This is a genomic window from Sphingomonas sp. 4RDLI-65, assembly GCF_049472435.1.
In the GTDB taxonomy this organism is placed as follows: domain Bacteria; phylum Pseudomonadota; class Alphaproteobacteria; order Sphingomonadales; family Sphingomonadaceae; genus Sphingomonas.
This window is the reverse complement of sequence record NZ_JBCEBT010000001.1, coordinates 954,672-966,920: the sequence shown is the minus strand read 5'-3', so window position 1 is coordinate 966,920 and position 12,249 is coordinate 954,672. Positions and strand designations below refer to the sequence as shown.

The 12,249-nt window shown below is 65.0% G+C and carries 13 protein-coding genes; 6 read left to right on the top strand and 7 right to left on the bottom strand.

Features of this window, described 5'->3' with window-relative positions:
- The first annotated feature begins 107 nt into the window (after nt 1-107).
- Nucleotides 108-272 carry a hypothetical protein gene (locus tag VH567_RS04260; RefSeq protein WP_423323433.1) on the top strand — a complete coding sequence of 55 codons (165 nt, stop codon included), beginning with the start codon at nt 108-110 and terminating at the stop codon, nt 270-272.
- A 104-nt stretch (nt 273-376) separates the two neighbouring features.
- Here the strand turns inward: VH567_RS04260 and VH567_RS04255 are convergent, their stop codons facing one another.
- A complete protein-coding gene (locus VH567_RS04255; RefSeq protein ID WP_423323431.1) occupies nt 377-1,702 on the bottom strand; it encodes an MFS transporter in 1,326 nt (441 codons plus the stop codon).
- A 114-nt stretch (nt 1,703-1,816) separates the two neighbouring features.
- Between VH567_RS04255 and pgsA the strand changes: the two genes are divergently transcribed.
- From pgsA to VH567_RS04240, 3 genes are read left to right on the top strand one after another with little or no spacing between them, the layout of a single operon-like run.
- Nucleotides 1,817-2,368 (top strand): CDP-diacylglycerol--glycerol-3-phosphate 3-phosphatidyltransferase, encoded by a 552-nt coding sequence (gene pgsA / locus VH567_RS04250; protein ID WP_056419973.1) that lies wholly within the window; start codon nt 1,817-1,819, stop codon nt 2,366-2,368.
- A gap of 2 nt (nt 2,369-2,370) precedes the next feature.
- On the top strand, nt 2,371-2,631 hold the full coding sequence (gene moaD / locus VH567_RS04245; protein ID WP_423323429.1) for a molybdopterin converting factor subunit 1: 261 nt from the start codon (nt 2,371-2,373) through the stop codon (nt 2,629-2,631).
- Nucleotides 2,628-3,077, top strand: coding sequence for a molybdenum cofactor biosynthesis protein MoaE (locus VH567_RS04240; protein ID WP_423323427.1), 450 nt, complete (start codon nt 2,628-2,630; stop codon nt 3,075-3,077). The genes moaD and VH567_RS04240 overlap by 4 nt, the downstream gene beginning before the upstream one ends.
- A 121-nt stretch (nt 3,078-3,198) precedes the next feature.
- On the opposite strand, the gene VH567_RS04235 is transcribed toward VH567_RS04240, so the two are convergent.
- The 4 genes from VH567_RS04235 to VH567_RS04220 all read right to left on the bottom strand — a co-directional run bounded on the left by VH567_RS04235 (nt 3,199) and on the right by VH567_RS04220 (nt 6,510).
- Nucleotides 3,199-3,834, bottom strand: a complete 636-nt coding sequence (locus tag VH567_RS04235) for a fasciclin domain-containing protein (RefSeq protein ID WP_423323425.1) — start codon at nt 3,832-3,834, stop codon at nt 3,199-3,201.
- A 137-nt stretch (nt 3,835-3,971) separates the two neighbouring features.
- The gene (locus VH567_RS04230; protein WP_423323423.1) at nt 3,972-4,604 is read right to left on the bottom strand and encodes a fasciclin domain-containing protein; all 633 of its coding nucleotides are present in this window, start codon (nt 4,602-4,604) and stop codon (nt 3,972-3,974) included.
- Nucleotides 4,605-4,705: 101 nt separating this feature from the next.
- On the bottom strand, nt 4,706-5,608 hold the full coding sequence (locus VH567_RS04225; RefSeq protein ID WP_423323421.1) for a hydrogen peroxide-inducible genes activator: 903 nt from the start codon (nt 5,606-5,608) through the stop codon (nt 4,706-4,708).
- Nucleotides 5,609-5,742: 134 nt separating this feature from the next.
- Entirely contained in the window at nt 5,743-6,510 is a 768-nt protein-coding gene (locus VH567_RS04220; RefSeq protein WP_423323419.1) for a sulfite exporter TauE/SafE family protein, read from the bottom strand.
- Between the two features lie 174 nt (nt 6,511-6,684).
- Between VH567_RS04220 and epsC the strand changes: the two genes are divergently transcribed.
- A complete protein-coding gene (gene epsC / locus VH567_RS04215) occupies nt 6,685-7,389 on the top strand; it encodes a serine O-acetyltransferase EpsC (protein WP_423323417.1) in 705 nt (234 codons plus the stop codon).
- A 13-nt stretch (nt 7,390-7,402) separates the two neighbouring features.
- The gene (locus VH567_RS04210; protein ID WP_423323414.1) at nt 7,403-7,741 is read left to right on the top strand and encodes a DUF2794 domain-containing protein; all 339 of its coding nucleotides are present in this window, start codon (nt 7,403-7,405) and stop codon (nt 7,739-7,741) included.
- 72 nt (nt 7,742-7,813) lie between these two features.
- Here VH567_RS04210 and VH567_RS04205 read toward each other — a convergent pair whose 3' ends face one another.
- Both VH567_RS04205 and pncB read right to left on the bottom strand, forming a co-directional pair.
- Nucleotides 7,814-10,735, bottom strand: a complete 2,922-nt coding sequence (locus VH567_RS04205) for a TonB-dependent receptor domain-containing protein (protein ID WP_423323412.1) — start codon at nt 10,733-10,735, stop codon at nt 7,814-7,816.
- A 159-nt stretch (nt 10,736-10,894) separates the two neighbouring features.
- Nucleotides 10,895-12,199: a nicotinate phosphoribosyltransferase gene (gene pncB, locus VH567_RS04200; RefSeq protein ID WP_423323410.1), complete on the bottom strand. Its 1,305-nt coding sequence runs from the start codon at nt 12,197-12,199 to the stop codon at nt 10,895-10,897.
- Nucleotides 12,200-12,249: the final 50 nt, after the last annotated feature.

Here is a 12,249-nt window from a genome sequence, read left to right as displayed (position 1 = left end):
CTGGCCGCGGTTACAGGATGCTCCGATCTGTCCCATTCCCGGACGGCGCAAGTTTAACCACTTTTGCCACTGGTCGATTTAGTAAACGCGGCGTTAACGTTTGCATCATGACCAGACGCCTAGTCCTTACCAACGAAGCCGCCCGGCACCCGTTTCGCCGGTCGCTGCCGCCACCTGTGGTCGTCGCCGCACGCAACGACGACCACGACCTGAAACTGTTCGCGCTCAGCTTCGCGGCGTTCTTTACCTGCTTCTACAGCTTCATTTTTTGAGCCGGCCGCGCCTATCGTCGCGTTCGGGCTGAGCGCAGTCGAAGCACCTGGGCGTGGGGCACACTCTTCGACTTCGCTCAGGGCGAACGGAAAAGGGAGCGCGCCTACTTCCTCAGCGTCGGCAGGCACCCGGCGGCATCGTCGTCGCAGGCGCGGTGCAGTTTCTGTGCGAGCCATGCGGACACCAGGCACATCGCCGCGACCAGGAACAGCATGTCCTGTGGCGTGACGCCCATCGCCGTGATGCCGATGACCAGGATCGAGCCGATCGTCATCGCCCCCGAATTCACCACGTTGTTCGCCGCCACGGTGCGTGCGGTCTGGTCCTTCTCGACCGTGGTCGTCAGGAACGCATAGAGCGGCACGACGAACATCCCGCCGGTGATCGCGATCGCCAGCAGCGTCGCCAGCACGGGGAGCGCACCCGGCTGATGGATGAAGCCCGCCCAGTCGTAATATTGCCCTGCCGGTGCGGGCGTCCAGTTCCGCGCGAGGAACGAGAACAGCACCACGAAGCCGCCCATCGCGATCACCGAGACGGGCGAGAACTTCGCCGAGATCCGCCCGCGCAGCATCGAGTTGATCACCACCGAACCTATCGCGACGCCGACCGAGAACACCGCGATCACGAAGCTTGCGACTCGCTCGTCGGCAGTGAGCACGTTCTTCACCAGCGGCGGGAAGACGATGATCAGCACCGCGCCGATCGTCCAGAAGAAGCTGATCGCGACGATCGCGAGGAACAGCCGCGGGATGTGCAGCGTCGCGCTGATCAGGCGCCATGACGCGGTGAACGGGTTGTAGTCGAGCTTGAGCGGCGGACCTTCGCGCGGTGCAGGCGGCACTTCGCGACCGGCGAACCAGCCGATCGCGGCGACGACCAGCACGCTGGCGGCGGCGCCCTCGATCGGGATCCAGCCGGCGGTCACGGTGCCGAGCAGGATCGCGAGATACGTGCCCGCCTCGACCAGCCCGGTGCCGCCGAGCACGTCGCACGGCGCCAGATGCTGCGGCAGTATCGCGTATTTGATCGGGCCGAAAAACGTCGAATGCACGCCGAGGCACAGCACCGCGCCGAGCATGAGCCCGATCCCCAGCGACGGATGCCCGAAGCGCGCGACCATCAGCCCGGTCGCGCCGAGCAGCATGATGCCGATCTCGACCGTCTTCACGATCCGGATGATCTTGGCTTTGTCGTGGCTGTCCGCCAATTGCCCGGCGAGCGCGGACAGCAGGAAGAACGGCAGGATGCCGAGTCCGGTCGCCAGCGCGTTGAAATTCGCCTCCATCTGCGGGTCGTTGAAGACCGCATAGGTGGCGAACAGGACCATCGAAGTCTTGAACAGGTTGTCGTTGAACGCGCCGAGAAACTGCGTGGTGAACAGGGGCAGGAAGCGACGTTGCTTCAGCAACCCGAGGGCATTGAGCATGCGAGAAATCGCCCAGATCGTTGCGAAAATACGCGAAACCCTTAGCCCAGCGCCATGCCCACGCCAACGCTTAAACCGGTTTCGCCGCGCGACCGACCGGTATAGGGGTGGTGGGTGCTAAGCTTGCCTAACCTCCTGACATTGTCGCGGATCGTCGCGGTGCCCCTGCTGGTCTGGTTCCTGTGGTGGCCCGACTGGGAGGCGGGCTACGGCATCGCCTTCGTGCTGTATTGCCTGATGGGCATCACCGATTATTTCGACGGTTACCTCGCGCGATCGAGCGGCGCGGTGTCGCGGCTGGGGATCTTCCTCGATCCGATCGCCGACAAGATCATGGTTGCCGCGGTGATCCTGATCCTGGTCGGCACGCGTGATATTCCCGGCGTCCACGTGATCGCCGCGCTGGTGATCCTGCTGCGCGAGATCGCGGTGTCGGGGCTACGCGAGTTCCTGGCGCAGGTGCAGGTGTCCGTGCCCGTTTCGCAGTTGGCGAAGTGGAAGACGACGCTGCAGCTCGTGTCGCTCGGCGGCATCATCCTCGGCGGCGCGGTGCCCGACATGGCCTGGGTGCATAATGTCGGTATCGTCGCCTTGTGGGGCGCGGCCGTCCTGACCGTGCTGACCGGGTGGGATTATCTCCGCGTCGGCCTGAAGCACATGGACTGACTATGGCGAAGATACGGATGGTGTATTTCGCCTGGGTGCGCGAGCGCATCGGCACGGGCGAGGAATCGGTCGAGCCGCCCGCGAGCGTGGTGACGGTGGCGGATCTGGTCGACTGGCTCGCGGAAACGAGCCCCGGGCATGCCGAAGCGTTTGAGAACCGCTCGCGGTTGCGCGCGGCGATCGATCAGGATTTCGTGACCTTGGATACGCCGATCGGTCGGGCGCAGGAGATCGCGATCTTCCCACCGGTGACGGGCGGATGATCCATATCTCGGTCCAGCACGCGCCGATCGATATCGCCGCGGAGATGACACGCGCTGAGGCAGCAGGAGCGGGGGCGGTCGCGACATTCACCGGGCTGGTTCGCGCGGATGACGGTGTCGGTACGCTCGAACTCGAGCATTATCCGGGCGCGACCGAAGCGGCGTTGGTGAGGGTTGCCGAGGGCGCGATCGAACGCTGGGGGCTGAGCGGGGCGATCATCGTGCACCGGGTCGGGCCGATGCATCCGGGCGAGCGGATCGTGTTCGTCGCGGCGACGGCGGCGCACCGCGGCGCGGCGCTGGAGGCCTGTGCGTATCTTATCGACCGGCTGAAGACCGACGCGCCGTTCTGGAAACGCGAGACGCGTGGTGCGACGGCTAGCTGGGTTGAGGCGCGGGATGGCGATCATGCCGCTGCTGTTCGGTGGGAAGCGCCGCAAAAATAAGCGCACCTACCTAAATTTGTTCTCCCGCGAAGGCGGGAGCCCAGTCTGGGTCCCCGCCTTCGCGGGGAAACAATATGAGTACGGGCCGCGCTTCCCAAGGAAACAGCGGCCCGCAATTCAATCAGCCGAGCTTCGGAACGCTCATGCCGTTGGTCAGGTGGACGACACCGTTCGTCTCCTTGATGTCGGCGGTATCGACATACGACTTGATCCCGGCAGTGTCGGTAAGCTCGATGTTGCCGTTCGGGCCGAGCGAGGCGATCAGCGGCTGGCCGGCGAGCGTCGTCAGCGTGGCCTTGCCACCACCAGCGGTGATCTGCGCCTTCAGCTGGTCCGACGTCACCGCGCCGGCGACGACGTGATACTTGATGATCGTCGCGAGCGTCGGTGCCGATTCAGGCTTCAGCAGCGTGTCGAGCGCACCAGCCGGCAGGCGGGTGAACGCTTCGTCGCTCGGCGCGAACACGGTGAACGGGCCCGGGCCTGCCAGCGTCGTCTGCAGCTTGGCCGCCGTCACCAGCTTGGCGAGCGTCGCACGGTTCGGTAGCGTCGGCAGCGCGGCGGCGATCGTCGTAGTCGGCGCGGCGGTCGGTGCAGCCGGAGCCGCAGCGACCGGTGCTGCCTGCGGCGTGGCGGTTGCAGCCGGTGCAGTCTGCGCGGGCGCTGCAGGCGCTGCGGGCGTCGTCTGTGCGGTCGCGCCAGCGGCGAAGATCATGCTCGATGCGGCGGCAATCAGAAGGTTCGTCTTAACGGTCATGTGCGACTCCAAATATAGTTGTTGGGACGATGAGGAACTCGAACGAAAAACTTAGGTATGGGTTCGGCAGGTCTTCAATGTTTTGGCGGACCAGCCGCGCCATCGATGCGACGAACCGAGCCCTGCAACGGTTCCGATCAGCTTAGTTTCGGCACGATTACGCCGTTCACCACATGTACGACGCCGTTCGACTGGCGCACGTCTGCGGTCTCGACATAACTCTTGTTACCATTGACGTCGGTCAGCGTGACGACCGCACCGACCAGCGTCGCGGTGATCGGATCGCCTTCCACCGTCGTCAGCGTCGCAGTGCCGCCACCCGCCGCGATCCGCTGGCGCAGATCGTCGGCGGTGATGACGCCCGGCACGACATGATAGGTCAGCACCTTGGTGAGCGAAGCCTTGTTCTCGGGCTTCAGCAGCGTGTCGACCATGCCCGGTGCGAGCCGGCCAAATGCGTCGTTGGTCGGTGCGAACACCGTAAACGGCCCGGGACCCGACAGCGTACCGACCAGGTCGGCAGCCTTTACCGCGGCGACCAGCGTCGACAGATTGGGGGCGGCCGACGCGTTGTCGACGATCGTCCGGGTGGCCATCATCGGCACGCCGCCGACCGTCGGGTTGGCGACTGCGGGCGGACCATTGGGTACGGCCAGCGCCGGGTTCGCAGGATTGGTCGACGCACTGGCCACGTCGTCCTTCGATTTGCCACTGCACGCAGCGAGCGCCAGCGCACTCGTGATCAGCAATAGCGGAAGCGTCTTCGACATCATCGGATCTCCAGCGGGAACTCGCCAACCATACGATCGAACGCCGAGTTGGTTGCGCATCCGTGCCAATCTCGCGTTGGCAGACCGGGCTATTGGCCCCGCTACTGAACGTCCGCCAGAGCCTTCGCCATCAACTGGAAGTCCTTCTCGCGCGGGCTGGCCCGGCGCCACACCAGTGCGATCCGGCGGACCGCGTTGATCTCGTCGAGCGGTCGCGCGGTGATGTTGGTGTTGTCGAGAATGCCCGCCTTGATCGCCATCTCGGGCAGCATCGTGATGCCCAGCCCGTTGTCGACCATCTGCACGATCGTATGCAGCGACGTACCCAGCATCGTCGCCTCCGCCCGCAGTTCCGGCCGGTTGCACGCACCGAGCGCATGATCCTTCAGGCAATGCCCGTCCTCGAGCAGCAGCAGCCGGGTCTCGTCGATCGCCGACGCCGGGATCGCCGGCAGCGCCGACGGCACCTCGCCCGAGGGATAGGCGACGAACAGCCGATCCTCGAACAGCGTCTCCGACGTCACCTCGCCACAGGCATAGGGGAGCGCGAGCAGCACGCAGTCGGTCCGACCATTATGCAGCCCCTCGCATGCCGGCCCACTGGGTTCTTCGCGCAGGAACAGCTTCAGATCGGGATAATCTTTCCGCAGGCGCGGCAGGATGCGGGGCAGCATGAACGGCGCGATCGTCGGGATCACGCTCATCCGCATGTCGCCCGACAAAGGCTGGCCGGCAGCGCGCGCCATGTCACCCAGTTCCTCCGCCTCGCGCAGCACGCGTCGGGCCTTGTCGGCGATCCCGTCGCCCAGCGGCGTGAACCGCACCACGCGCCGGGTCCGCTCGACCAGCACGACGCCGATCAGCGTCTCGAGTTCGCGCAGGCCCGCCGACAGCGTCGACTGCGTGACGAAACACGCCTCGGCGGCGCGTCCGAAATGGCCATGGTCCTTCAGCGCAACCAGATATTGCAGCTGTTTCAACGTGGGTAGGTAGGTCGCAGCCATTAATCGCCTCTATCGATCATGGCTAAGTAAATAGAGTGTCGGATCGATATCACCAGTGTCGGAATGCCGCATCGCACAAAAACGGCGGCAGCCTGCTTCGTGCGTGACGCTCGTTCTTCCTGTGGGAGACGGCGTCAGTGCCAGATCGCGCGGTACAGCCCGAACAGGCTCGTCAGCGTCAGGATTACCCCGACCAGCACCATCAACGTCTTGGCCGGCACGCGCTTCGCCAGCATCGCCCCGAACGGTGCCGCGAGCACGCCGCCGATCAGCAAGCCCACGGTGGCCTGCGTGAACGCCGCCCAGCCGAGCTGCGTGATGAACGTCGCCGAGATCGTCGCGGTCAGGAAAAACTCGGCAGTGTTGACCGTGCCGATCGTGGTCCGCGGGGACGCGCCCTGGACCAGCAGGTTCGACGTCACCACCGGCCCCCAGCCGCCACCGCCGGCAGCATCGAGGAACCCGCCGACCAGCCCGAGCGGCTCGACGATCTTCGGCTCCTTCTGCTTGGGCGGATAGCGCAGCCCGCGGTACAGCAGATACACGCCGATCGACGTCAGATACGCGAGGATGAAGGGCTTGGCGGTGCTCGCGTCGATGTTCGACAGCACGTACGCACCCAGGATGCCGCCGATCACGCCGGGGATCATCAGGCGCAGGAACAGCGTCCAATTGACGTTCTTGTGCAGCACATGGCTGATCCCCGACACCGCGGTCGTGAAGGTCTCAACGGTGTGCACGCCCGCCGATGCGGCGGCGGGCGGTACGCCGACCCACAGCAGCAGCGTGTTCGAGATCACCCCGAACGCCATGCCCAGCGCGCCATCGACGATCTGCGCGGCGAACCCGACGAGGATGAAGGGCAGCAGCGTCTCGAAACTCAAGGTCGTCAGATCGAACATCGGCATCCCCGCAAATCATCCCGTCATTTCTGGCCGCAAACTGCAATGTCCGGGCAAATCCCACAACAAAGATAGGCTTTACCCCAATCCGGTCATTGCTGCGCTCCAACGGTCCGGTTCTGGAAATCGACCCACCGATGCCCTAGATACACGGATCGCGAAGGGGACTTACGGATGTCGAGCGGACTGTTGGCCTATCTGGATTCCATCCGCGCACGCGATCCCGCTCCGCATTCCCGCGCGGAAATCATGCTGTACCCCGGCGTCTGGGCGCTCGGTTATCACCGCATCGCGCATCGCCTGTACAAGGCGAAGCTCTATTTCCTCGCGCGTTGCGTCAATCACTGGTCGCGCTTCACGACCGCGATCGACATTCATCCGGGCGCGACGATCGGCCGCAATTTCTTCATCGACCACGGCTTCGTCGTGATCGGCGAGACCGCGGAGATCGGCGACGATGTGACGATCTACCAGTGCGTGACGCTCGGCGGCACCAGCCCCGACAATGGCGTGCAGGGCAAGCGCCACCCGACCATCTCCGACGGTGCGATCATCGGCTCGGGCGCGCAGGTGCTGGGGCCGATCACGCTCGGCAAGCGCTCGCGCGTCGGTGCCAACGCGGTCGTCACGCGTGACGTGCCGGCGGGTACCACGGTTGTCGGCATTCCTGCGCGCGCGACCACGATCGAGGGCGGCAACGCGCCCGAACTGCCGCGGTTCGTCCCCTATGGTACGCCGTGCAGCGAGGCATTCGACCCCGCCACGCAGAAGATGGAGCTCATGCGCTGCGAGCTGGAGACGATGCGCAAGCGGCTCGATGCGCTGCTCGCCGATGGCCATGTGGATGAGCGTCCCGAGGACCGCCGCGACCGCGCATGATGGGTGATAGCTGATGGGCGTCGTGCCGTTCCCGACACCGTCCAAGGCGACGCAGGTCGGCTTCGACCGCCTCGAACTGAACCGGATCCTCGATCTCTACGGCCGGATGGTCGCGGCGGGGCATTGGCGCGATTATGCGATCGATCTCGGCAAGGACGCCGCCGTCTTCGCCGCCTTCCGCCGGGCTGCCGAACGGCCGGAGTTCAGGATCGAGAAACGCCCGTCGCTGCGTAACAAGCAGGGCATGTGGGCGCTTATCGGCGAAGGCGGCGCGGTGGTGAAGCGCGGGCACGAGTTGGGCCCGGTACTGGCCCCGGTAGAGCGCCGTTTCATGAAGCTGGTCGAGGACTAGGTCGAACTTTGCGATCCTCCCCCGCCAGGGGGAGGATTGTGAGGACGCCGTCGCCGCTAAGTTCCGCTCAGATCAAAGCCCCCACGACAGCCGGACATACCCGAACTGCCCCGGCACATCATACGTGGTCGGATCATAGTTCGGCCCGGTGCAGCTGAAGCACGCTGGCGGGTCCTGGTTGAACACGTTGTTCACGCCGATCGTCAGGCCCAGCCGGTTCTCCAGCCAGCCCGGCGCCAGCGTCACCTGCACGTCGCCGTAGAAAGTGCTCTTGAGCTTCGTGCCATCGGCTTCCTTCACGCTGTTGATGTAGCGTCCCGTGAACGACGCGCGCGCCGCGCCGATATCCCAGTCGACGACCGCATTTCCCTTGAACTTGGGATAGGACTGGTCGGGGAAGCCGCGCGTCGTGCCGCGATAGTCGGTGGTGGTGAAGCCCGTCGCCGCCGGGAAAGTCTCGGCGTATTTCAGCAGGATATTGCCGTTGAGCGACAGCCCGAACGTCCCCGCCGAGGTGCGCGGCGAGCGATAGATCGCGGTCACGTCGACGCCGCGGGTGCGGATCCCGCCGATGTTCTGCAACTGCGCATTGATCCGCGAGATCAGCCCGTTCGAGGTCCGCGTGATCGCCGCGCAGCTCAGCGCGTCACCCGTTTCCGCACACCGGCTCAGCGTCAGCTGCGCTGCAACGGGGGCGATCGCATCGGTGACCTTGATGTCGTAGTAATTGCCCTCGATGCTCAGCTGGCTCGCAAAACCGCTGCTCTTCGCCCAGTTCGGCGCATAGACGCCGCCGAACAGCCAGGTCCGCGAGGTCTCGGGCTTGAGCAATGTATTGCCGCCCGTCAGCACGCCCAGCTGGCCGCCATTGGGCTCCTGGTAACTCCCGTTCGCCGGCACGCCGTTCGCGACGCAGTTCGCGCGTACGGTGGCGGACGTCTGGAACGGCGAGCCGGCGACATTGGTGCAGGGATCGTCGATCGGCGCATCCGACCGCGATTCCGCGCCGAACAACTCGCCGATGCTCGGGGCGCGGAACCCCTGCGCGTAGGAAGCGCGGAACAGTAGGTCGCTGGTCGGCTTCCACAGGCCGCTGCCGGTATAGGTGGTGTTGCTGCCGCTGGTCGAATAGTTCGAATGCCGTACCGCGCCGCCGACTTCGAGCGAGTGGATGAACGGCGTGTCGTGGATCAGCGGGACGCGCAGCTCGGCATAGACCTCGTCCGAGTTGAAGTGTCCTCGCGCCGGCTGAGCGGGGATGTCCGCGCCGAGCCCGGCGGTGATCAGCGGATCGGGCGTGAAGCTGCCATATTGGACGCGGTGTTCGTAGCCGGCGGCGATGCCGACGGGACCGGCCGGCAAGTCGAACAGGTCGCCCGAGATGTTGGCGGTGTAATCCTCCAGGCTCTGCGAACTGCGCGCGCGTTCGTCGAACGCGATATAGGCGAGCATCGCCGGCGTGACCGAGCCGGCCCCGCCGAAGATATTGAACGGCACGCACGCGCCGGTGCAGTTCGCGACCGGCCCGAGCGCACGTTGCAGCAGCGCCGCATTGATGTTGCCGGTGAACAGCTGCTTGGCATCGTTGAAGCCGAGCACCGCATTGGCATCCCAGTAGAATTTACGACTGCCGACGGTGAACGAGCCATCCAGCGTCGCGGTCGCCGACATCGTGTCGACGGTCTGCGTATAGGTCCGCTGCCCCGCCTCGACGAGACGACGACGCACCGTCGAATAGTTCGCCGGTGCATTGCCCGCGCCGCCCGCCGACAGCGTATAGCCGAACGGGTTGTACGGGTTGGTCGCGTCGATCGAGATCGTATCGAGCAGGTTGCCGTTGCCCGCGTCCGGCCCGACGAACAGCGGCAGGAACGCCGCCTGGTTCTGCGAATTGCGCCGCGTATAGTTCATCTTCACGCGCAGGTTCACGCTATCGGTCAGCTCCTGCTTGGCGCTGACGAAGAAGCCGTAGCGCTCGGACGGCGTCAGGAAGTAATTGAACGGCGCGAAGTTGAACCGGTCCGAGGTCGTGAGCAGGCGGAAGTCGCTGTTGGCGCCCGTCGGGTTCGCCGCATCGTAGCGCGGACGTCCGAGGATCGGTGCGGACTTCAGCGTCAGCGCCGCGCCGGTCAGCTGGACATACCCGTTCACCGTCGCGCTCGAACAGCCGCCGATCGGATCGGTACAGCTCGTCTGGCCGGGGTTGGGGAATTGCGAGATCGCGCGGTCGCCGGTGCGGACCGCTTCCTGCTTCACGTAACTCCCGCCGAACACCACGCTCGTCCGCGGCGCCTGGATCCCGTAGCTGACATTATAGTCCTGCGTATGCCCGTCGCCCTGGCGGAACGTACCAAACTGCGCGGATGCCTTCAGCCCCTTTTGCTGCGACTTGGTGATGATGTTGACGACGCCGGCCAGCGCGTCCGAGCCATAGAGCGGCGACTGGCCCGACTGGAGGATCTCGATCCGCTCGATCGAGCCGACCTGGATCGTGTTGAGATCGACCGTCGAGGGAATCCCGCTCGCCGACGCGCCGTTGACGAAGCGCAGGCCGTCGACCAGCACCAGCGTCCGCTTGGCGGTAAGATAGCGCAGGTCGATCTCGGCCGACCCTGCACCCACGCCGCCGCCATCGGGCGGATTGCCGATGTTCCCCGAATTATTAGCCTTCGAATTGAGCCCGCCGGCCGCGCTCGGCAGCCGCTGGAGCACGTCGGCAACCGACGACAGCCCGGTCCGCTGGATCGATTCCGCATCGACCGTGATGACCGGCGAAGGCTGCGACAGCGGATCGCGACGGATACGCGATCCGGTGACGACGATCTCTTCCCCGCTGGTCTGATCGACGGGTGCCGTGGCCTCCGCCGCGGGTGTCGTGACGGTTTGCGCCTGGACCGGCGCCGCCGCTAGCATCGTCGCCAGGGCCAAACCACCGACGCTGGCATATTTGCCCGAATGTCTGCCCAGATATTTGAACGTCTTCACTGCACGCATGAACCATCCCCCTGTTCGTGTTTCCGCACCGCATCCGCTCTTATATTTTGTATACGAATGATGGCTCAGGGGCGTAACGAAGCAAGGTAATATCGCCATGTGTAGCAATTTTGTTGCGAAATGTGGCTGGCGTGTTGCGCAGATGCCACGTTTGGCGAGTTAGACGAGCACCGGTGCGCTCGCCCGGTCGGCTTCGCCAAACACGCGCAAATAGCGGGCGATTTCGGAGGGTTCGCCGGTCGCCTTGGCCGGATTGTCCGACAGCTTGACCGCCGGCCGCCCGTTGGCGGCGATCACCTTGCAGACCAGCGAGATCGGCTCCAGCGCGGTCGCGCCGTCGGGATCGCAGCCGCGAAAGTCGTTGGTCAGGTTGGTCCCCCAGCCGAAGCTCATCCGCACACGCCCGTGGAAATGGCGATACACCTGCTCGATCGTGTCGATGTCCATCCCGTCGGAGAAGATCAGCAGCTTCGTTTTCGGATCGACGCCCTGTTCCTCCCACCAGCGGATGATCTGCTCGCCGCCCGCGATCGGTGGCGCGCTGTCGGGGCGGAAGCCCGTCCATTCCGCCAGCCAGTGCGGCGCGTTGCGCAGGAACGCGGTCGTCCCGAACGCATCGGGCAGTGCGATCAGGAGGTTGCCGTTATAATGTTGCCGCCAATGCTCGAGCACGCGGTACGGCGCGTCGGCAAGTTCGGCGTCGCTGTCGGCCAGTGCGGCGGTCACCATCGGCAGTTCGTGTGCGTTCGTGCCGATCGCCTCCAGATCCGCATCCATCGCCAGCAGCACGTTCGAGGTACCGATGAACCGGTCGCCAAGACCTTCCTTCAGCGCCTCCACGCACCAGCGCTGCCAGAGAAAGCCGTGCCGCCGCCGCGTACCGAAATCCGACAGGACGAGGTCGGGCAGCTCGCGCAACCGCTCGACCTTCTCCCACAGTTTCGCCTTGGCGCGCGCATAGACGATATCGAGTGCGAACCGCCCGCGATCGCGCAGGGCCGCACGTGATTTCAACTCGTTGATGATCGTCAGCGCGGGGATTTCCCACATCGTCGTGTGCGTCCACGGACCGTCGAAATGCAGCTCATACTGTCCGTCCACCTTCCGCAGATCGTAGGCGGGCAGGCGGAAGTCGGCGAGCCAGGCGATGAACTCCGGCCCGAACATCTTCTGCTTCCCGTAGAAGCTGTTGCCCGCGAGCCAGATCAGCTCCTTCTTCGCGAACCGCAGCGTCCGTGCGTGATCGAGCTGCGCCCGCAATTCGTCCTCGTCGACGATTTCCGCGAGGCGCACGCTGGTCGTCCGGTTGATCAGCGCGAAGGTGGCGCTGACATCCGGGTAAACCTGCCGGATCATCTGCAGCATCAGCAGCTTGTAGAAATCGGTATCGAGCAGGCTGCGCACGATCGGATCGAGCCGGAAATTATGGTTGTACGTCCGGGTGGCGATATCGGTCACGGCCATGCGCACGGGCTCCTGCGTTGCTTGGACGCTGCGGGTGTCCGAGAAGACGC